Annotated in this window: 26 protein-coding genes; 13 read left to right on the top strand and 13 right to left on the bottom strand. The window is 37.4% G+C overall.

All coding sequences use genetic code 11. The annotated features are described in order from the left end of the window. Positions 1–5: 5 nt before the first annotated feature. The gene (locus I597_RS13540) at positions 6–965 is read right to left on the bottom strand and encodes a Gfo/Idh/MocA family oxidoreductase (RefSeq protein ID WP_035325224.1); all 960 of its coding nucleotides are present in this window, start codon (positions 963–965) and stop codon (positions 6–8) included. Between the two features lie 181 nt (positions 966–1,146). Between I597_RS13540 and I597_RS13535 the strand changes: the two genes are divergently transcribed. From I597_RS13535 to I597_RS13520, 4 genes are all read left to right on the top strand, one after another. Then, complete coding sequence (locus I597_RS13535) at positions 1,147–1,788, top strand: protein-L-isoaspartate(D-aspartate) O-methyltransferase (RefSeq protein WP_035325223.1); 642 nt, start codon at positions 1,147–1,149, stop codon at positions 1,786–1,788. Between the two features lie 58 nt (positions 1,789–1,846). Further along, positions 1,847–2,464 (top strand): recombination mediator RecR, encoded by a 618-nt coding sequence (gene recR, locus I597_RS13530; RefSeq protein ID WP_035325222.1) that lies wholly within the window; start codon positions 1,847–1,849, stop codon positions 2,462–2,464. A 35-nt stretch (positions 2,465–2,499) separates the two neighbouring features. Further along, a complete protein-coding gene (locus tag I597_RS13525) occupies positions 2,500–3,627 on the top strand; it encodes a glycosyltransferase family 2 protein (protein WP_035325220.1) in 1,128 nt (375 codons plus the stop codon). An 82-nt stretch (positions 3,628–3,709) separates the two neighbouring features. Beyond that, positions 3,710–5,029, top strand: coding sequence for a dihydrolipoamide acetyltransferase family protein (locus tag I597_RS13520; RefSeq protein WP_035325219.1), 1,320 nt, complete (start codon positions 3,710–3,712; stop codon positions 5,027–5,029). Between the two features lie 84 nt (positions 5,030–5,113). Here the strand turns inward: I597_RS13520 and I597_RS13515 are convergent, their stop codons facing one another. Together I597_RS13515 and I597_RS13510 are read right to left on the bottom strand one after the other, a co-directional pair. Further along, on the bottom strand, positions 5,114–5,767 hold the full coding sequence (locus I597_RS13515) for a hypothetical protein (protein ID WP_052111747.1): 654 nt from the start codon (positions 5,765–5,767) through the stop codon (positions 5,114–5,116). After that, complete coding sequence (locus I597_RS13510) at positions 5,760–6,230, bottom strand: hypothetical protein (RefSeq protein WP_035325218.1); 471 nt, start codon at positions 6,228–6,230, stop codon at positions 5,760–5,762. The genes I597_RS13515 and I597_RS13510 overlap by 8 nt, the downstream gene beginning before the upstream one ends. Positions 6,231–6,328: 98 nt before the next feature. Between I597_RS13510 and I597_RS13505 the strand changes: the two genes are divergently transcribed. The 7 genes from I597_RS13505 to I597_RS13475 all read left to right on the top strand — a co-directional run bounded on the left by I597_RS13505 (position 6,329) and on the right by I597_RS13475 (position 10,097). Further along, positions 6,329–7,102 carry a 3'-5' exonuclease gene (locus I597_RS13505; RefSeq protein ID WP_035325217.1) on the top strand — a complete coding sequence of 258 codons (774 nt, stop codon included), beginning with the start codon at positions 6,329–6,331 and terminating at the stop codon, positions 7,100–7,102. Between the two features lie 3 nt (positions 7,103–7,105). Then, positions 7,106–7,720, top strand: a complete 615-nt coding sequence (locus I597_RS13500; protein ID WP_035325216.1) for a fumarylacetoacetate hydrolase family protein — start codon at positions 7,106–7,108, stop codon at positions 7,718–7,720. 1 nt (position 7,721) lies between these two features. After that, complete coding sequence (locus tag I597_RS13495) at positions 7,722–8,057, top strand: Hpt domain-containing protein (protein WP_035325215.1); 336 nt, start codon at positions 7,722–7,724, stop codon at positions 8,055–8,057. Then, on the top strand, positions 8,058–9,308 hold the full coding sequence (locus I597_RS13490; protein WP_035325214.1) for a competence/damage-inducible protein A: 1,251 nt from the start codon (positions 8,058–8,060) through the stop codon (positions 9,306–9,308). It abuts the gene before it with no gap. A 191-nt stretch (positions 9,309–9,499) separates the two neighbouring features. Then, positions 9,500–9,739, top strand: a complete 240-nt coding sequence (gene rpmB / locus I597_RS13485) for a 50S ribosomal protein L28 (protein WP_021778443.1) — start codon at positions 9,500–9,502, stop codon at positions 9,737–9,739. Between the two features lie 19 nt (positions 9,740–9,758). After that, complete coding sequence (rpmG, locus tag I597_RS13480; RefSeq protein ID WP_013749890.1) at positions 9,759–9,941, top strand: 50S ribosomal protein L33; 183 nt, start codon at positions 9,759–9,761, stop codon at positions 9,939–9,941. 3 nt (positions 9,942–9,944) lie between these two features. Further along, the gene (locus I597_RS13475; protein ID WP_064497417.1) at positions 9,945–10,097 is read left to right on the top strand and encodes a DUF4295 domain-containing protein; all 153 of its coding nucleotides are present in this window, start codon (positions 9,945–9,947) and stop codon (positions 10,095–10,097) included. Positions 10,098–10,273: 176 nt separating this feature from the next. On the opposite strand, the gene I597_RS13470 is transcribed toward I597_RS13475, so the two are convergent. The 7 genes from I597_RS13470 to I597_RS13445 form a co-directional block, all read right to left on the bottom strand. Next, positions 10,274–10,771, bottom strand: coding sequence for a DUF192 domain-containing protein (locus I597_RS13470; RefSeq protein ID WP_035325213.1), 498 nt, complete (start codon positions 10,769–10,771; stop codon positions 10,274–10,276). Then, on the bottom strand, positions 10,758–11,696 hold the full coding sequence (gene lgt, locus I597_RS13465) for a prolipoprotein diacylglyceryl transferase (RefSeq protein ID WP_035325212.1): 939 nt from the start codon (positions 11,694–11,696) through the stop codon (positions 10,758–10,760). The genes I597_RS13470 and lgt overlap by 14 nt, the downstream gene beginning before the upstream one ends. Positions 11,697–11,792: 96 nt before the next feature. Further along, positions 11,793–12,047: a membrane protein insertion efficiency factor YidD gene (yidD, locus tag I597_RS14830; RefSeq protein ID WP_081964976.1), complete on the bottom strand. Its 255-nt coding sequence runs from the start codon at positions 12,045–12,047 to the stop codon at positions 11,793–11,795. Next, a complete protein-coding gene (cysS, locus tag I597_RS13460) occupies positions 12,047–13,531 on the bottom strand; it encodes a cysteine--tRNA ligase (RefSeq protein WP_035325211.1) in 1,485 nt (494 codons plus the stop codon). The genes yidD and cysS overlap by 1 nt, the downstream gene beginning before the upstream one ends. A gap of 115 nt (positions 13,532–13,646) precedes the next feature. Beyond that, positions 13,647–14,330: a GTP cyclohydrolase I FolE gene (gene folE / locus I597_RS13455; protein ID WP_052111745.1), complete on the bottom strand. Its 684-nt coding sequence runs from the start codon at positions 14,328–14,330 to the stop codon at positions 13,647–13,649. Positions 14,331–14,450: 120 nt separating this feature from the next. Continuing rightward, on the bottom strand, positions 14,451–15,149 hold the full coding sequence (locus I597_RS13450) for a LytR/AlgR family response regulator transcription factor (RefSeq protein ID WP_035325210.1): 699 nt from the start codon (positions 15,147–15,149) through the stop codon (positions 14,451–14,453). After that, positions 15,146–16,198 (bottom strand): sensor histidine kinase, encoded by a 1,053-nt coding sequence (locus I597_RS13445; protein ID WP_035325209.1) that lies wholly within the window; start codon positions 16,196–16,198, stop codon positions 15,146–15,148. Before I597_RS13445 ends, I597_RS13450 begins: the two co-directional genes overlap by 4 nt. 218 nt (positions 16,199–16,416) lie before the next feature. Between I597_RS13445 and I597_RS13435 the strand changes: the two genes are divergently transcribed. Both I597_RS13435 and I597_RS13430 read left to right on the top strand, forming a co-directional pair. Continuing rightward, positions 16,417–17,853: an alpha/beta hydrolase family protein gene (locus I597_RS13435; protein ID WP_081964975.1), complete on the top strand. Its 1,437-nt coding sequence runs from the start codon at positions 16,417–16,419 to the stop codon at positions 17,851–17,853. A gap of 124 nt (positions 17,854–17,977) precedes the next feature. Beyond that, the gene (locus I597_RS13430; RefSeq protein ID WP_035325206.1) at positions 17,978–18,355 is read left to right on the top strand and encodes a MotA/TolQ/ExbB proton channel family protein; all 378 of its coding nucleotides are present in this window, start codon (positions 17,978–17,980) and stop codon (positions 18,353–18,355) included. 1 nt (position 18,356) lies between these two features. On the opposite strand, the gene I597_RS13425 is transcribed toward I597_RS13430, so the two are convergent. The 3 genes from I597_RS13425 to I597_RS13415 all read right to left on the bottom strand — a co-directional run bounded on the left by I597_RS13425 (position 18,357) and on the right by I597_RS13415 (position 20,453). Next, on the bottom strand, positions 18,357–19,205 hold the full coding sequence (locus I597_RS13425; RefSeq protein WP_035325205.1) for a phosphatase PAP2 family protein: 849 nt from the start codon (positions 19,203–19,205) through the stop codon (positions 18,357–18,359). Between the two features lie 52 nt (positions 19,206–19,257). Next, the gene (gene lptB / locus I597_RS13420; RefSeq protein ID WP_021778455.1) at positions 19,258–19,995 is read right to left on the bottom strand and encodes an LPS export ABC transporter ATP-binding protein; all 738 of its coding nucleotides are present in this window, start codon (positions 19,993–19,995) and stop codon (positions 19,258–19,260) included. Positions 19,996–20,093: 98 nt separating this feature from the next. After that, positions 20,094–20,453: a carboxymuconolactone decarboxylase family protein gene (locus tag I597_RS13415; protein ID WP_021778456.1), complete on the bottom strand. Its 360-nt coding sequence runs from the start codon at positions 20,451–20,453 to the stop codon at positions 20,094–20,096. Between the last annotated feature and the right edge of the window lie 3 nt (positions 20,454–20,456).

The following is a 20,456-nucleotide window of genomic DNA, read 5'->3' as shown; positions in this document are numbered from 1 at the left end:
GTTTTTTAAAAATCTGCGATAATCATTTTGGCTACGCGCAGTGCCTCTGTACCTGCCTCAAGTGAGACGATAGGAGTGGTGTTATCTTTTATTGCTTTCGCGAAAGCGTCTAGCTCATCAAGTATGGCATTATTGCTAGGCACCTCTGGATTGTCAAAATATATTTGCTTTTTGAGCCCCTCTGCATTTTGAAGAATCATCGCAAAATCATCTGGATCTTCTGGTGCATCCTTCATTTTTACAACTTCTACTTTTTTCTCTAAAAAGTCTACAGAGATGTAGGCGTCTTTTTGAAAGAAACGAGCCTTGCGCATATTTTTCATAGAGATGCGGCTAGAAGTGAGGTTTGCCACACAGCCGTTTTCAAACTCAATGCGTGCGTTTGCTATATCTGGTGTTTCAGATATAACAGATACACCGCTAGCGTTTACACTTTTTACAGGGCTTTGTACCACGCTTAATATTGCATCTATGTCGTGTATCATAAGGTCTAGCACAACAGGTACATCTGTACCTCTAGGGTTAAACTCTGCAAGTCTATGAGCCTCTATAAACATAGGGTTCTTTATACCTTCATTTACCGCCATAAATGCTGGGTTAAAACGCTCTACTTGCCCTACCTGGCCTAACACATTGTGCTCCTTTGCCAGGGCGAGCAATTGCTCTGCTTCTTCTACCGTACTTGTGATAGGTTTTTCTATAAAGAGATGTTTGCCAGCTTTAATTACTTTTTCTGCACTTGTGAAGTGATACGTGGTAGGCGTTACAACATCTACCATATCACAGGCGTCTATAAGTGCTTCTTCGCTATCAAATGCTACGTAGCCAAACTCTGTTGATATGGCGTCACGTACCTCTTTTGAGGTGTCATAAAAGCCTACCAGTTCATAGTTTTCTGATAGTTTAAGAAGTTTTAAGTGTATTTTTCCTAAGTGGCCTGCACCTAGAACGCCAGCTTTGAGCATAGTATATTGTTTTTTACAAAAATAAGGTTTTTAGTTGCTTTTATGACGTCCTGATTTTAGGGTGTGAAGATTTTAAGTAACCAGCTGGTAGCATTGATTTTGAAAATAAAATGGGGTGCTCTTGATAAATCATTTGTGATTGAGAGTGAGTTTTATTGTAAAAAAACTATTTTAGTAACCGATGAAAGACACTACTCGCCACCAAGGAAAACGCCGCCAACTCGTTCAAATATTAAAAGATAAGGGCATTACAAATAGTCTAGTACTTAAGGCTATAGGTAAAATACCACGTCACTTTTTTATGGATAGTAGTTTTGAGCATCACGCTTACCAGGATAAAGCGTTTCCTATCGCGGCAGATCAAACCATCTCTCAGCCTTATACGGTAGCTTTTCAAAGTGAGTTACTTGAGATAGAAAAAGGGCACAATGTACTAGAAATAGGTACGGGTAGCGGGTACCAAACAGCGGTGTTGTGTGAGCTTGGTGGAAAAGTATATTCTATAGAGCGCCAGCAGGAGCTATATAAAAAGACAAAATTATTCCTCACAAAGCTGGGATACAGACCTCGTTATCTAAGTTTTGGAGATGGTTATAAAGGATTACCAGAATATGCACCTTTTGATAGTATTATAGTAACTGCAGGAGCACCCTATGTGCCAAAACCATTACTAGCACAGCTCAAGATAGGTGGTAAGCTTGTGATACCTGTAGGTGATGACCCGCAAATAATGCATCGCTACATAAGAACCTCTGCAACCTCTTTTGAGAAGAAGGAGTATGGAGAGTTTAGATTTGTGCCATTGCTGGAGGATAAGAATTAAGGGACGGCTATTATCTCGAGCCTGTTACTTATTTTCTAAAGAAGTATCTTTGTAACCTATGGAATTTTCTTCAAAACTTCTTGAAAACGCAGTCTATGAGATGTCTCAACTCCCAGGAGTTGGTAAGCGCACAGCACTACGACTTGTGCTGCATTTATTAAGGCAGCCAGAGAGCCAGACGCACCATCTTACTGAGGCGCTTAACACAATGCGAGACACTATCAAGTTTTGTAAAAAATGCCATAATATATCTGATGTAGAGTTATGCGAGATTTGTTCTAACCCCAATAGAGATGCCTCATTAGTTTGTGTGGTAGAAGATGTGAGAGATGTGATGGCCATTGAGAATACAAGCCAATATCGTGGTTTGTACCACGTGCTGGGCGGAAAGATTAGTCCGCTGGATGGTGTAGGTCCACAAGATCTTAATATTTACTCCCTCATAGACAAGGCAAAAAGCGGAGAAGTAAAGGAGGTGATATTTGCATTGAGCTCCACAATGGAAGGGGATACCACAAACTTTTATATTTATAGACAACTGGAGGCCTATGATATTAAGACCTCTACCATTGCCCGCGGTATTTCTGTAGGTGATGAACTTGAGTATGCAGATGAGGTTACCCTAGGAAGAAGTATCTTACATCGCATACCTTTCGAAAATTCCTTAAAGAGTTAGAAAGTTTATAGAATACTCACTTTAAAAAATCCTGCTTGCAATTATCTATTGTCATTGTAAACTATAATGTAAAAGACTATCTACATCTCTGTTTAGATAGTGTTACTGCTAGTATACAAAATCTAGATGCAGAGATTATAGTCGTAGATAATGCGTCAATAGATGGTAGTGCAGCAATGGTAAAAGAACTTTTTCCTCAAGTTATTCTCATCGCAAATAAAGATAATGTAGGTTTTTCAAAAGCAAATAATCAAGGTGTAGCTGTAGCTCAAGGCGAGTATGTCTGTATTCTCAATCCAGATACGGTAGTGGGTGAAAACACGTTTAATGATGTGTACGCTTTCGCGAAAGCGCAACAAAAACCAGGTATCATAGGAGTACAGTTAGTAGACGGAACAGGTGAATTTTTACCAGAAAGTAAGAGAAACGTCCCTACACTTAAAGTATCGCTCAATAAGATGATAGGTGATGCTAGACATTATTATGCTTCACACCTTAAAAATGATCAAACTGGAAAAGTAGCCGTACTTGTAGGAGCTTTTATGTTTATGCCTCGTGCAGTTTATACAGAAGTAGGTGGTTTTGACGAGCGTTATTTTATGTATGGTGAAGATATAGACCTATCGTATACCGTATCACAAGCGGGTTATACAAATTATTATCTAGGTAGTACCGAGATCATACACTTTAAGGGAGAAAGTACTGTAAAAGATAAACGTTACAGAAAGCGTTTTTATGGAGCAATGCAGCTGTTTTATGATAAGCATTTGTATAAAAATATTTTTCAACAAACGTTAGTAAGGCTAGGTCTAGGTGTTGCAAAAGCCAAGTCTTGGATCACTCATTTTAAAAACCAAGCGGTCATAAAAGATCATCAAAAAATTAAAGAGTATATACTGCTGTCTAATAATGATGATCTGGCGAGAAAGTTGTCACAAAGTGTGAAAAAGACGGTAGTGACCCAAAACAAGCTATCTGCGACAAAGACGGGGCAAGAAATACTCTTTGATGCCCAGTATACCGGCTATGATAAAATAATTAAGGAAATTATAACACACTCCAGTAGTGGTGTTTCATACAAACTAATACCTAAAAAGAGTACTTTTGCGATAGGCAGTAATAGTAGTGAAGGCAGAGGCGAGATAATTACTTTTGAAACATAATAGTAATTTATTCTCACAATAAAACTGAATAAATTACTATTTTTGTAAAAACAACAATTGAAAACAGCTACATTTTACGAATATGGCAAGATTTGAATTAAAGCTACCAAAAATGGGAGAGAGTGTTGCAGAAGCAACGCTTACATCGTGGTTAAAAGAAGTAGGAGATGTCATAGAGGCAGACGAGCCTGTACTTGAGATCGCAACAGATAAGGTAGATAGTGAAGTGCCTAGTGAAGTAGACGGAGTACTAGTCGAAAAACTATTTGATGTAGATGCTGTGATAGAGGTGGGGCAAACCATCGCTATTATAGAAACAGATGGTGAAGGTGGTGATGCAACAGCTACAGAGACTACTGTACAAGAGGTTACAGAAGAAGCTCCTGCAGAGGCGGCGGTCGTTGCTCAAACGGTAACAGCAGCCCAAGATGCGGTAGCAGCGCCAGTAAGTACAGATGATAGATTTTACTCACCGCTTGTGCGCAATATGGCAAAACAAGAAGGAATCTCTCAATCTGAACTTGACGCAATACAAGGTTCTGGCAAGGACGGTCGTGTGACTAAGGATGATATGGTATCATATCTTGCAAACCGCGGTACTCAACAATCCGCTCCAGTAGCACAGACTGTTAAGGCGCAGCCAGCACAAAAAAGTGCACCGGTACAAAAAGCTGCACCAGTAAGTGTAAATGGTGAAGATGAGGTGATAGAGATGACTCGTATGGGTAAACTTATATCGCACCATATGGTTGCCTCTATACAAACAAGTGCTCACGTACAATCATTTATTGAAGCAGATGTAACTAACATCTGGAACTGGCGTAAGAAGAATAAAGATGCCTTTGCAAAGAAGGAAGGTGAGAACCTTACATTTACTCCTATATTTATGGAGGCAGTAGCAAAAGCAATACGTGACTACCCGCTTATAAATATCTCTGTAGATGGTGATCGTATTATAAAGCGCAAAAACATAAACCTAGGTATGGCAGCAGCTTTACCAGATGGTAACCTTATTGTACCTGTTATAAAGAACGCAGACCAGCTCAACCTGGTAGGTATGGCAAAATCTGTAAATGATCTTGCTGGTAGAGCTCGTGATGGTAAATTAAAACCAGACGATACCGCTGGAGGAACCTATACAGTGACTAACGTAGGTACCTTTGGGTCTATAATGGGAACACCTATTATAAATCAGCCACAAGTTGCTATACTTGCTCTTGGAGCTATACGTAAAGTACCTGCAGTGATAGAAACTCCAGACGGAGATTTTATAGGTATACGTATGAAGATGTTCTTATCTCACTCTTATGATCACCGTGTGGTAAATGGAGCCTTAGGAGGTCAGTTTGTAAAGAGAGTAGCAGAGTACCTAGAAAACTTTGATGTAAATAGAGAGATCTAATAGTCTCTTATCTCGATAATAAAAAAAAGCGCAACCTCAGGTTGCGCTTTTTTTTATAAGATCGCTTATCTTTTTTTTTTTTTTTTATTTTAATGAGCTCCAGTCATAACTATTTATAAATGCATCTATATCTTCTATATCATAGCTCTTTTTGCCTTTGTGCATAATAACGGGTAAACCTACTTTACCACCATTGTGGCCATCACTTTTGAGATGTTTAAACATAAAATCTGCTACTTTTTTATGTTTTGATACGACGAGAGTTCGGTATTTAAGGTGGTTGTCATTTAGGTAATTAATAAGGACTTCACATTTGTCACAATTATCTTCTGTAAAGACAGTAAACTCACTTGCTATAATAGGACGTATGTTTACATAAGCTTCGTCGTCTTCGCCTTTACGCTTGCTTATAGATTGTAGCTTGTTATTGTAGTTAAATATCTTAGTATAGGTAGGTGTGGCACCTCTAAGCGGTATTAACGTAATCATAAGTACCTTTTCATTAGGTGGTATTTTTTTTATAACCGGTCTATCTGCACTACGTCTAAAGCCTTCGCCTTGTACAATGAGAAAAGCTTCTTGTTCTTGATCTGTATTGTTTTGAGCATAAAGAAGCCAGCGCTTAGGCTGTTTTTCTTCTATAAGCTCTACATCTGGGGTGGAGGTGTTTTGCGCTTTCGCGAAAAATACCATACTCACAGTAACTAATACGGTGTATATAAGTTTTATTTTATTCATTGGTTTTGTGAAGTTTTAAGCTTTTGGCAACCGGATACTCAGATTCATAAAATTGAATGTATGTAGGTTGAGGTTTTGGGGAGTTATTACGTGATGATTTTTTAAAAAATCGAGCCTTTGAACCATTGAGGTTAATGGTGTACTTTTTATCTATATCTTCTTGTGAGCTTGTAAAGGAGATTGTTTTTCCTTTAAAAGTCCATTGCCCTTTTGCATACCAGTGCTCTTCTGGCTGACCCTTTAATTGTCTTGAGTTGTGGTATTCAAAAGTTCCATTTGGAGATAGTGTAAGTTGCCATTGCACAGGTAGGCTAGTCACTTCGGGGTTTGTGATGAGCGCTTTTTTGTAATCATTTGTATAGGTGCCAGCAACATCTTGAGTTGTAAAGGCAGTGGTTTGGGCAAATGAAATTTTCGCGAAAGCGAAAAAAATAACAACGAGACTTAAGTATTTTATATTCATAATAGAATGAAATCAAATCTTATACCAAGATAACATTTCTAGAATTTTTAATAGTTAGAGGTTTAAAAATTGTAATTATAAACAAGTATTTTTGTGAAATGCAATTAAATATAACAAGACCCATTTGTTTTTTTGACCTTGAGACCACAGGTGTTAATGTCGCAAAAGATAGGATTGTAGAGATATCTATCCTTAAAGTTTTTCCTGATGGAAGAGAGGAGGAGTTTACAGAGCGTATAAATCCTACGGTGCCTATTCCAGCAGTAACGACCGCAGTACACGGTATAAGTGATGCAGATGTGGCAGACAGGCCCACCTTTGCAGAGCGAGCAAAGGAGATTTATGATATTATAAAAGACGCAGATCTTGCTGGTTTTAATTCAAACAGATTTGATATACCACTTCTGGTTGAGGAGCTCCTGCGATCGGGCATAGACTTTGATATGAAAAATCGCAACGCTATAGACGTGCAAAATATTTTTCATAAAATGGAGCAGCGCACACTGGTTGCAGCATACAAGTTTTATTGTGATAAGGATCTGACTAATGCGCATAGCGCATCTGCAGATACGTGGGCTACCTATGAGGTTTTAAAATCTCAACTAGATAGATATGATGAGCTGGAGAATGATATGAAGTTTTTAGGCGATTTTAGTACACGTAAAAGAAATGCAGATTTTGCTGGTTTTATAGGGTATGATAAGGATGATGTAGAGATTTTTACATTTGGAAAACATAAGGGTAAGAAGGTAGAAGAAGTGCTAGAGAAGGAGCCAGGATATTTTGGGTGGATTCAAAATGCAGACTTCCCTTTATATACCAAAAAGGTACTTACAGCAATAAAACTACGTAAGCTTAATACTAAAGGATAATTTATGAAACTTATTTGTATAGGTCGCAATTATGCAAAGCACATAGAAGAGCTCGAAAACGAAAGACCAGAGCATCCGGTTGTTTTTTTGAAGCCAGATTCTTCTATATTGTTAAGTAAACACCCCTTTGTGATCCCACCGTTTTCTAATGATGTGCATCACGAAGTTGAAGTGCTTGTTAAGATTAAAAAGATAGGAAAGCATATAGATGAAAAGTTTGCTGCCACCTATTATGATGAGATAGGTCTCGGTATAGATTTTACCGCGAGAGATTTACAAGCGCAGCTTAAGGAAAAAGGATTGCCTTGGGAAAAGGCAAAGGGGTTTGATGGTGCTGCGGTTATAGGGACGCAATGGTTGCCAGTATCAGATTTTGAGAGTGTAGATGATATCTCATTTAGGCTAGAGTCTAATGGAGAGGTTGTACAGCAAGGTTCTACAAAGGAGATGCTCTGGAAAATTGATGCCTTAATAAGCTATGTCTCTCAATATTTTACACTTAAGATAGGAGACATTATATTTACAGGTACGCCGGCTGGTGTTGCACGTGTACAAGAAGACGATAAGTTAAAAGGATTTATAGGAGATACAGAGATGTTCTCAATAAACGTAAAGTAATATGTCAAGACATTACAATCTAGAAAAAGTAAGAGAGATTGCCGGTGGTGATGAAGATTTTGTGGCAGTTATTGTTTCAACTTTTTTACAAGAGATACCACCAGACCTAGAAGCTATGCAAAATGCTATTGAGAATGTAAACCATAAAATGGCATATCAATTTGCTCATAAAATGAAACCTAATTTAGATATGTTTGGTATAGATCTTTTAGATCAAATTAAGGCAATGGAGAAGTGGAGTGATACTAATAAGCCTACATCTGCCATACAGACTAAACTAGATGATATTACAAATACCCTTACTACGGTAATTGCAGAGCTACAAGAAGACTTCTAGATGAAAGCAGAAATAATTACAATAGGTGATGAGATACTCATAGGCCAGATTGTAGATACAAATAGTGCATACATATCTTCAGTTCTTAATAAAATAGGGGTTTCTGTATATCAGATAACGTCTATACAAGATGATAAGGCACATCTTTTAGAAGCTTTTGCAGCGGCACAAAGTCGTACAGACCTTGTCATAATCACAGGGGGACTAGGTCCTACTAAGGATGATATCACAAAGCATACGTTATGTGAGTATTTTAATGATGAGCTAGAGCTCAATCAGAGTGTGCTAGATCACGTTACGTACTTGTTTAAGGAGTATGTAAAAAAACCTATGCTCGAAGCAAATAAAACACAAGCGCTAGTGCCTAGTAAGGCGCAAATACTTGTAAATAAATTTGGTACAGCACCAGGTATGTGGATTGAAGACAAAGACACTGTCTTTATCTCAATGCCAGGAGTTCCTTACGAAATGAAGGGACTTATGGAAAACGAGGTGCTACCAAGACTTCAAGAGCAGTTTAAGTTACCCTACATACTTCATAAAACCTTCTTGACCTATGGAATGGGAGAGAGTGCTATCGCAGAGCGTATAGAAACTTTTGAAAATGAGTTGCCCGCCACTATAAAGCTAGCCTACTTACCTTCACTAGGTAGAGTGCGCTTACGTCTATCTACATCTGGACCAGAGCAAGATGTGCTTGAAAAAGAAATGGCTATCCAGACTAAAAAGCTTTTGCCACTTATAGATGATATTTTTATCGGTTTTGAAAGTGATGGAGAGCTAGAAGAAGTTGTTGCAAAACTGCTGGTAGATCATAATAAAACAATAGCCATTGCAGAGAGCTGTACAGGAGGTCAAATGGTAGAGCGTTTTACAAAGCACGGTGGCGCATCTCAATATCTTAAAGGAAGTCTAGTAACTTATGCCACACAGTCTAAAATAGATATACTAGGTGTAGACCCTACTGTGATAGACAAGCATTCTGTAGTAAGTGCAGAGGTTGCTTCACAAATGGCGGTAAACGCAAAGCGCCTCTATAAATCAGACATAGGTATATCTACCACGGGTAATGCTGGACCTTCTAAGGGTGATAGTGATGCAGAGGTAGGTACAGTATACATAGGTGTCGCCACAGATAAGGGAGTTACTGCACATCACTTTATGATGGGTAATCACCGCAAGAGAGTCATAGGCAAGAGTGTTAATAAAGCACTTGAGCTATTAAGAGATGTGATACGTAAGGAGGGATAAAATGTTTTTTGGTACGCTTTCGCGAAAGCGTAATAAAAACCCTTCTATTATATAAATTAGAGGGCTCTATTGTAGAAAATAAGAGTCATAAAATAAATTAACAGGAAAAAACTAGAAATAAGTTTTGTAGTGACCTATAAAATTACGTATTTTTGCACCCTGTTTTGAAATAACTATTTAAAGTTTTAGGAATGTCTAGAGTTTGTGAGCTTACAGGTAAAAAAGCAATGGTAGGAAACAATGTTTCCCACGCGATGAATAAGACGAAGCGTAAATTTAACGTGAATCTTATGAAAAAACGTTTTTACCTTCCAGCAGAAGATAAGTGGATCACTTTGAAAGTATCTGCATCTGCATTAAAAAATATCAATAAGAAAGGAATCGACGCGGTTGTTAAAGAGGCTCGCGCAAACGGATTCTTAACTAAATAATCCCATAAAGTAAACCGAGATGGCAAAGAAAGGGAATAGAGTACAAGTAATCTTAGAGTGCACAGAGCACAAAGCGACTGGTCAACCAGGAACGTCAAGATACATCACGACAAAAAATAAAAAGAACACACCTGACCGTATGGAGTTGAAGAAATTCAACAACGTACTTAAGAAGATGACTGTTCATAAAGAAATCAAATAAGTTATGGCAAAGAAATCAGTTGCATCGTTACAGACAGGATCAAAGCGTTTAACTAAAGCGATCAAAATGGTAAAATCTCCAAAAACTGGAGCTTATACTTTTGTTGAGTCAGTAATGTCTCCAGATCAAGTAAACGATTTCTTAGCTAAGAAATAAGTTTTACTTCAAGATAGTTCAAAACCCGTCTCATTTATTGAGACGGGTTTTTTGTGCTTTATCTACAGAAAGAAGTATAAAAATAAATCCTCCTATCAAAAGTTTGATAGGAGGATTTATTATGTGATTTATTTTAAAGTAGTACTTTATTGTAACTAGTGGGTGTTAAAATCATATTAGTTAGTAAATTTCCATTCTACATAGTCGCCTACTTCTATAACCCATTCTTCAGATAGACCTCCATTTATTTTTAATACGAGTTGTGCTGGTACTTGAGAAGGTAAAAATGTACTATCATCTAGAGGAGTTGTATTCTCTGCAAAGCTCACGATTCTATTATCTCTATTTATAAATATAATATCTAGTGGGTAGCGTATGTCTTTCATAAAGTACCCACGTAAATCCTCTTCTGGGTACAAGAATAACATACCTTGATGGGCTTTTAAGAGGTCTCTATTTTTGAGATCTGTTTCTTGCTCAAAGGCAGTATCTGCTACTTCTACATCTATTGTTCTTATAAGTTTGCCAGAAGCTTTATATAGTGATAATTCTCCCTCTTTATTAAATGCGGGAGTCTCCATAGTTATTACTTTATCAGAGCCACTAGTATTATTACAACTACTTAATGTTAATAAGGCAGCGAGTGATAGCGTAAAGGGTTTAATTAGTTTCATTAATAGGTTTTTTAGTAAATGCGGTAATAACAAAGTAGAGTCCAATAAGGATAAAGGGAATACTCAATACCTGTCCTGTATTAAGGTTAAATATCCAGTCCTCTCTACCTTCTACTTGTTCTCTCTTAAAGTTTTCGACCACAAGGCGCACTGTCATAAGAAGAAGTAAAAATAATCCAAACAAGAATCCAGGTTTTTTACGCGCCTCAGTTTTCCAGTATAAAAGGTATAATATGATAAATACAAATACATAGCCAAATGCTTCCATAAGTTGCCCCGGGTATCGGTAAGGAATACTACTTATTATTTCGGAAAATTGTGGATCTTCAGTAAGGGCTTGATATGCCTTTTTTGGGTTTTGTATGTTTGTAAGGCCTACAGCACGTCGCTCAGAAATCTCGTCTTGCACAAACTGTATGCCTAGTGGACCATCTGTAATCTTACCCACCATTTCTGAGTTTAAAAAGTTACCTATGCGTACAAAAATGGCTCCAGATGCGCAGGTAATAACTACGCGGTCTAAAATCCATAGCACAGATTTATGTAAGATTTTTTTATTGTATAAATAAAGACCAAATATAGTCGCGATGGCAGCACCGTGACTGGCAAGGCCTCTAAAACCAGTAAACTCAAATTCTGGAACAAACCTAAACGGAAGTATTACAGATAGTGGATCTTCCCATAAAAGCTCTGTTTGATAAAAAAATACGTGACCTAGTCGTGCTCCTAAAAGAGTAGAAACGACTGCATAGATAAAAAGACTATCTAATTTTTCTATAGCTACCTCCTCACGTATGAACATCTTTTTCATCAAGTAAAAACCTAATGAAAATGCCACTACAAACATCAAACTGTAAAAATGAATGGTGATAAAACCTAAATCTAATCCAGATACTGGGTTCCAAGTAAATTTGAGTGCAAACATATTTTCTATTTTGATCTTTTTAGCACCGTACTTATGACGCTGTGTTTATAATTATGGAAAGCAAGTTAAAACCTTAATGGCAGATAGTAAAAAGCTTTAGTCATTATTTAAGGGTTCTTTTTCTGGCACAGGATCATATCCTTGGCCACCCCAAGGATGGCAAGAGAAAATACGTTTTATCGCCAGTTTTCCACCTGTTAAAAGTCCGTGCCTTTGTAAAGCTGTCTTGGTGTAATGGGAGCAAGTGGGCGAGTAGCGGCAGGTGCTAGGTGTCCACGAGGAGATGAATTTTTGGTAAAACCAGATGATTCCTAAAAAGGGAGCAATTGCTATTTTCTTTGCAGAAGCCATTAGTTTACAGTAAAGGTAGTTCCCTCACGACCATCTTTCAGTTGAATTCCTAGCTCTAAAAGTTCATCTCGTATTTTGTCGCTTAGTGCAAAATCTTTGTTTTCACGCGCTTCTTTACGAAGTTTTATAAGTAACTCTACGGTACCACTTAATTTTGAGTCGTCCGCTTTCGCGAAAGCGTTATTGTCTTCAAGTCCAAGTACGTCAAAAACGAAAGCATTTATCGTCTCAAGTAATAACTTAAGATCACTTGCAGTGATAGTTGCTTTTCCGTCTTTAATAAGGTGTATTTGCTTTACTGCATCAAAAAGATGTGCAATGAGTATCGGAGTGTTAAAATCGTCATTCATCGCGGCGTAGCAAGACGCCTTCCAGTCGTTTACATTAAAGCTACTTTCTTTAGATGTGTCTAGATTTTTTACAATCTTGAGCGCTTCCATTAGTCTGTTAAAACCTTTTTCACTCGCTAGTAAGGCGTCGTTTGAGAAGTCCATAATGCTGCGGTAGCTACTCTGGAGGATAAAAAACCGTGCAACGCTAGGCGCAAATCCTTTTGTTAAGTGGGGACTATCTCCTGTAAAAATCTCACCTGGGTTGATGCTGTTACCAGTACTCTTTGCCATTTTCTGGCCGTTAAGAGTGAGCATATTTGCGTGTAGCCAGTACTTTACAGGTTCTGTTCCTATAGCGGCTTCGTTTTGAGCGATCTCACACTCGTGATGAGGGAACTTAAGATCCATACCACCACCGTGTATATCAAACTGTTCTCCTAGATATTTTGTACTCATTGCAGTACACTCTAGGTGCCACCCTGGGAAGCCATCACCCCACGGGCTAGGCCAGCGCATTATGTGCTCAGGTTCGGCTTTTTTCCAAAGTGCAAAATCTTGAGGATTGTTCTTCTCATCTTGCGCACTAAGGGCACGAGTGTTTGTAATCATATCTTCTAGCTTGCGGCCAGAAAGTTTACCATACTCGTGGTCTTCATTAAATTTTATTACATCAAAGTATACTGAGCCATTTTTCTCATAAGCATACCCGTTGTCTATAATCTTTTTGATTATTTCTATTTGCTCTATGATGTGACCTGTAGCTGTAGGTTCTATACTAGGAGGTAAGAAGTTAAATTTATTGAGAATATCGTGAAAGTCTAGCGTGTACTTCTGTACAACTTCCATAGGCTCAATTTGCTCTAGTCTAGCTTTTTTTGCAATCTTATCTTCTCCTTGATCTGCATCATCTGTGAGGTGACCAGCATCTGTAATATTACGCACATAGCGCACTTTATAACCTAAGTGTTTGAGATACCTAAATATCATATCAAAACTCATAAAGGTGCGCACATTACCTAAGTGTACATTACTATATACCGTAGGACCGCACACATACATACCTACATAACCCTCGAGTAGAGGTGTGAAGATTTCTTTCTTTCCAGAAAGCGAGTTGTAAACTGTGAGTTCTTGATCTTGGTATAAAGGCATTTTATGTGCTATTTATGTGTGTAACGAAGGTAAATATCTTAATTGTAAAACTCAAAAAGCGGTCACTAAAAAGAAACCGCTTTTTTATAGGTATGTATAAGCAAGCTATAGCTTCTTAAAAATCTGTGTCTAGCTTGATGTAGTCTAAAAATTCTCTACGTGTAGCTTCTTCTTTAAACTTCCCACCAAACTCGCTAGTTACCGTGCTACTTTCTATATCACGTATACCACGGCTGTTTACACAAAGATGTTTTGCGTCTATAACACAGGCTACATCTTCTGTTCCCATAGCTCGTTGTAATTCTTGCACGATTTGCATAGTGAGTCGCTCTTGTACTTGAGGACGCTTTGCATAGTAGTCTACAATGCGATTCATTTTACTAAGCCCAACCACGGTTCCGTTTGAGATGTATGCTACGTGTGCACGACCTACTATAGGTAGTAAGTGATGCTCACAAGTAGAGTATACTGTAATATTTTTTTCAACTAGCATCTCTCCGTATTTGTAATTATTATCAAATACTGAAACATTAGGCTTATTATCAGGGTGTAAACCAGAAAATATCTCGTTTACAAACATCTTTGCCACACGTTTTGGTGTTCCTTTAAGGCTGTCGTCTGTCATATCTAGCCCTAGGGTTTCCATAATGTGAGCGACGTCTTTCTGGATGCTTACAAGTTTATCTGCATTGCTCATTTCAAAAGCATCTGCGCGCAATGGGGTAACCGCACTGGTCCCTATGTGGTCATCACCTATTGCTTCAATTTGATCTAATTGTCTTTCTAATTCTGTTTTCATAGTATGCGGTACTCCTTTTAATGGGGTCTTTTACGCTTTCGCGAAAGCGTAATCAACACATTATTTTTACCTCAGTCGTTAAGACTTTTAAAGGCTTGCAAAGGTACGCAATAAACTGCGTTATTTTATAGAACTTAATGACTGAAGCGTTGTATCTCGATAGCTTCTACTTATAGGGATAACGGTTTTATCTATAGTGATGTGCTCATTTGTGTAGCTATCTATTTTTTGCACAGCCACTATGTATGAGCGATGGGTTCTTAAGAATTGTTTTATGGGCAATTTTTCTATAGCAGATGATAATGTCTCTCGGGTAACAATAATCTCATCGTTCGTGTGAATTTTTAGGTAGTCACCTAGACTCTCTATATAGAGAATACTGTTGAAGTCTACTTTCACCATTTTACGGTCAGATCTAAAAAAGGTAAAGGTATCTGTAATGGTTTTTTGTGCTGGTTTTTCTACTTCGTTATAAAATTTTTGTAGGGCCTTCATCAATCTTTCTAGTGAGATAGGTTTAAGTAGGTAGTCTACTGCTTGAAGATCAAATCCATCTATGGCATACTCACGGTAAGCGGTGGTGAAAATAATCTTAGTATTACCTTGTATTGCTCTGGCAAACATAAGACCTGTCACCTCTGGCATATTTATGTCTAGAAACACAAGGTCTACATCGTGAGCACTTAGAGTGCTAAAACCCTGTGCGGCATTTTTACAAGAGGCTACCACGCTTATTTGTTCAATTTTTGAAAGGTGACTTTCTAAAATTTCACGTGCCATAGGCTCGTCGTCTATTATGATTGCATTGTACGTTCTCATTGATCTAATCTAATGTTTACATTTAGGTAAAACCAGTTGTCTTTTAACTCACTCGTGAGTGTGTATTTCTGTGGGTAAAGCACATCAAGTCTTTTTTTACTGTTTTTAAGACCAAGACCGTGATTAAGCGTGTTGTTTTGAGTAGCTTTTACTGTATTTTTTATGGTAAAATGTAATCGCTTATCTACCACCTCAAGATGTATGTTTATAATAAGGAACTCATCTATAGGTCCTCCGTGTTTAAAAGCATTTTCTACAAACGCGATAAATAACATAGGTGGGACTTGAATATCTCGCTGTATGTTTTTTGTAAAGGTGACACTTAGAGAGTCTCTAAAGCGCACTTGCTCTAGACCTATATAGGAGTCTATATATCCAGTCTCTTCAGATATGGCAACGGTCTTTTTCTTTATTTGATTAAGCGAGTAGTCTAGTAAATTAGATAATTTAAGAATCAGGTCAGGAGTGTGCTTAGATTCTTTTAGGGCCGCTCCATAAATCGTATTAAGTGTGTTAAATAAAAAGTGTGGGTGTATTTGCTCTTTAAGGTAATGGAGTTCCTTTTCTTTAAGTAGTAATTGCCCTTCTAGTATTTTATTTTCTAATACACTATTGCGATGTAATGCCTTGTAGTTGTATTTGAGTAGCTGTGCCAGTGAGACTAATCCAGCCACGAGGTACACGAGTATAAAAACAAAAACAAAGTTGCGTGTGAGCAAGGGCATTTGCTTCATATCATAATTAGACAAGAAGATAAAGTTTATGAAGGTGATGATAATTATTAAAAACAGTGAGCCTACTACAGTATATAATAGGTATGTAGTAAAAACAATATATCTCTTTTTGAGAAGAAAATGCGGTATCAGGTAATAAGCAATAATGTAGGTCGCTACGATAGTAATAGGTAAGAGACTAGTTGCAAAGTGTATGACAAACTGATCATTATCTGCCGCATAGCTAAAGAAATAAATGTAAAATAACCATACTAATACCCATAGTATAATATGTATAGGTAAGTAAATGGTTTTTTTAAGCAATGATGCAAGCATCTCACAAAGATGACAAAAAAATGGTAGCCCTTATTTATTTTGAGATGAATAACGCTTTTATAAATATATATGACAGATTGTGTTGTGTTTTTGCATTTTATACAGATAGTCCGGTGGAAACACCTTTAAATATAGTTGCTTGTCGATTTAAATTATCACGCGACATTAAAGATTTTACATTTACGCTGAGCTTTTGAAATAGATTAATTTAAATAACTATGAGAATTTTAGAAATTTTAATACTAGTAATGATAACAGTGCTACCGCTTGTGATAACACGTGTGAGAGGTTTGAATAAGAAAATCTTAATAATTTCAATTCTAGTAGTGACTTTGTTGCAAATTATTTTAGAAGGCTATCGCTGGCAAATGATTCCGGCATATTTTATACTCCTTATTAGTATGCTATTACTATGTTTTGGAAAAGTCTTTTTTAGGGGCAGTTTATTTAAGAAAATAGTGGTGGGACTTTTTTTGTTTTTATCCTTGAGCCTTGCCTGGGTTTTACCATATATCTTCCCAGTCTTTACATTGCCGGAGCCTACCGGGGTGTATGAAGTGGGAGCTCAAGATATTTATTTCAAGACTGATCTTGATGAAATCATTACCGAAGACCCTAATGATACAAGAGAATTAATGATAAAAGCTTGGTTTCCTGCAGCGCCAGAAGAGGAAAGTAGAGAGCCTTATTTAAATCAGGCAGATAGACAGGGGTTTGCATTAAAATATGGCTTACCCATAACGTCTTTTAATTATTTAGACTTAATTGAAACACATACGTTTAAAGATGCACAAGTTGCACCAGGTGAGTTTCCTGTATTAATATTTTCACACGGTCAGTATTCTAATGCAACGGGATATTCTGCTATTATTGAAGATATCGTAAGTCACGGATATATTGTTTTAGTAATCAATCACACCTATGAGAGTATGGGTTCATTATTTCCGGATGGACGTATAGCATATTTTAATGCCGAATATGATAGTCAAAAACTTAATCAAGAAATGACAGATCTCGCCTGGACTAGCTCTCAAGATTTTCTCAAAGCAACCACAAAAGTAGAAAAACGTGCCGTAGCAGAAAGATTGGTGTTAAACTATTATGCTTCAGAAATCACTCAACGATGGGCTATAGATGTAAAGGTAGTTGTTAATGAGCTTGAAGTATGGAATGCAAAATCATTTTTATCTAATCATATTGATCTTAACAATATTGGAGTTTTCGGTCATTCACAAGGAGGTGCAGCTATAGGGCAAGCAATGGTAAATAGTATTAAAATTAAAGCAGGGTTTAATATAGATGGAGTACAATGGGGTACTGTAATAAATGATACTCTAAGGCAGCCATTTGTTTTATTATCTTCAGACTGGCCAGACAATCACCCTAAGATTAATACTCAAGTTTATCGAGAAGATAATATTGCAAATTTTACTAGTTTTTTGCTACAAAACTCAGGTCACGCAAGTTTTATGGATATTCCATATATCATAAATATTTCAAAACTAAGCGAAAGCGGCAGCATAGATAAAAGTCTAGCAAGTAGAATAACTTCAGAGACCGTTGTACGATTCTTTAATGAACATTTAAAAGATCAAGGAACATTTGATGTTGACAAGTTAACTGCCAAGTATTCAGAGTTAGTAGTTGAGGATTAAAAAAGAGGATAGCTATAGGAGCTTTTTTAGCTTTCGCGAAAGCATAAAAACTGAAAACATATATATAGAGATGATACGTCTCTAGCATTAAAAGAATTATTTTTAACCTTTAACACTATATATTATGTCACAAATTATCGATCGTATTAATGAAGGAGGGCCATTATTTATGGTACCTATTTTACTTGTTTTACTTGCAGTAGTAGTCTTATTTATTTTAGCACTCGTAGGTAAAAAACGTGTAAGAAATACACTAGAGCTCATAGGTCATCTCAGTCTCTTTGCACTTATGTGGGGACTTCTCGGGTCTACTATAGGTCTTATTACAGCCTTTGATGCTATAGAGGGAAATGGGAACATCTCACAGCCTATGATGGCAGGAGGGCTCAAAGTAGCATTATTATGTACCGTTTTTGGGTTGTTTTGTTTTGTGATAAGCAGGGTAGCAATGCTTGTGCTTACTATAAAAGCACAGAAACAAGAAACTTTACCAGTAAATTAATCTAGAAAGTACCAGTAAGCCCGGCGCGACCTAAGCCTACATTAAATTTCCAAGAAATGCTATTGTTTTTTTTAGAGCCGTCGGGATATACATTTGCCTTGTTCATATAGTTGTCTATAGAATCTACTATCACAATACTAAGTGCAGCACTAAGTGCTACGTCTGTAAGCCAGTGCGCTCCACCCCATAACCTTTGTAAAGGAGCTATGGAGCCTATAGCATAAATACCAACTTTTACCCAAACATTATCAAATTGCTTTGCTACTGCGTGAGCCATTGTTACAGAAAGAATGGTGTGACCAGAAGGGAATGCTCTAAAACCAGCCTCGCCACTATAAGGATTAAAGCTAAATTTACCTTGACCATTAGTAGGTCTACTTCTTCCTGTTGATGCTTTAAGAAGTGTTTGTAATAATCCAGCAGTCACTGCAGATGAGGTCATTAAAGCTCCAGTACGACGTACTTTTTCATTTTTTGTAAATAACCCAAAAAGATAAGTACCAGCTGTAATTCCATAAGCTACTTGAGGGCTCCCTAGTCGCTCTCCAGCTTCATCAAGTACCGTAGGGATATCTTCTCTTCTGTCTATAAAGTAGTTTTCTACATCATCATCTACAAAGTAGAGGAGTGCAGTACCACCTACAATGGCTCCTGCCACAATAAAGTCATCTTTTTTCCATCGCAGAGGGCCTGTGTATGCGTGGCCTATACCTTTAAGCATCACCTTTGTGTCGTAAAAAGCAAGTTTTAAGATACCCAGAGTATCTTGCTCTTGAGAAGGAATAGGTGTTTGTGCTTTACAAAAAACAGAAAATAGGACTACAAGTATGAGAGTATAAGTATATTTCATAACAAGATATATAGAGGGTGATCTTAATTATAAGATTGTATGTAAGCTTTAATTAAAAGAGCTTCTTTTTTCTTAGTTCAAAGTTCTGACCTAGATAGACTTTTCTCACCATCTCATCTGCTGCGAGTTCTTCTGGCTCTCCGTGTTTGAGTATACTTCCTTCAAACATTAGGTAAGTGCGGTCTGTGATAGCCAGCGTTTCTTGCACATTGTGATCTGTGATAAGGATGCCTATGTTTTTATTTTTGAGCTGTGCAACGATGCGCTGTATATCTTCTACAGCAACCGGGTCTACACCGGCAAAGGGCTCATCTAGTAATATAAAAGATGGTGAGGTAGCAAGAGCTCTAGCAATTTCTGTACGTCTACGCTCTCCACCAGATAAAAGGTCACCACGGCTTTTACGTATATGCCCTAAGCTAAACTCTTCTATAAGCTCCTCCATCTTGTGAAGTTGCTCTTTTTTAGACAGTTTAGTAAGCTGTAAAACGCTTAATATATTATCTTCTATACTCAGTTTTCTAAAAACAGAAGCTTCTTGCGCTAGGTAGCCTATACCGTTTTGCGCCCTTTTATACATAGGGTATTTAGTAATATCTTGCTGGTCTAGGTATATATTACCGCCATTAGGCTTTACAAGACCCACTATCATATAAAACGACGTAGTCTTCCCGGCTCCATTAGGGCCTAAGAGACCTACAATTTCACCTTGGTTAACTTCTACAGAAATCCCCTTTACAACCTTTCGGCCTTTGTAAGATTTCATTAAGTTTTCTGCGCGTAGTTTCATATGTAACAAATATACGTATTGTTTAAGCCTTTATTTTAAAGATCTATAACGCTCATTAAGAACAAGCATTATAGATCTTTATAACAAAAAAGAAATGCTTATTGATTTCCTTTCTTTTCATCTAGGGCTTCCCAGTACTCATAAGCACGGCGTAGGTGTGGTATTACTATAGTTCCTCCTACAAGAGTACCTATACTAAGTGTTTCCATCACCTCCTCTTTAGTCACGCCCTCGTCGTGGCAGCTCTCTAAGTGATATTTTACACAGTCATCACAACGTAGGACTGTAGAGGCAACAAGACCTAAAAGTTCTTTTGTCTTTTTGTCTAGAGCACCCGCGGTAAAAGCGTTTGTGTCAAGGTTAAAGATGCGCTTTACAATTTTGTTATTGTCTGCGAGTATTTTATCATTCATTTTCGAACGATAGCTATTAAAGTCGTCTATTATATTGTTACTCATAAT

This window comes from Dokdonia donghaensis DSW-1, from assembly GCF_001653755.1.
Taxonomy (GTDB): domain Bacteria; phylum Bacteroidota; class Bacteroidia; order Flavobacteriales; family Flavobacteriaceae; genus Dokdonia; species Dokdonia donghaensis.
The sequence above is the reverse complement of the archived record's forward strand: the minus strand, read 5'-3'. Positions and strand labels throughout refer to the sequence as shown.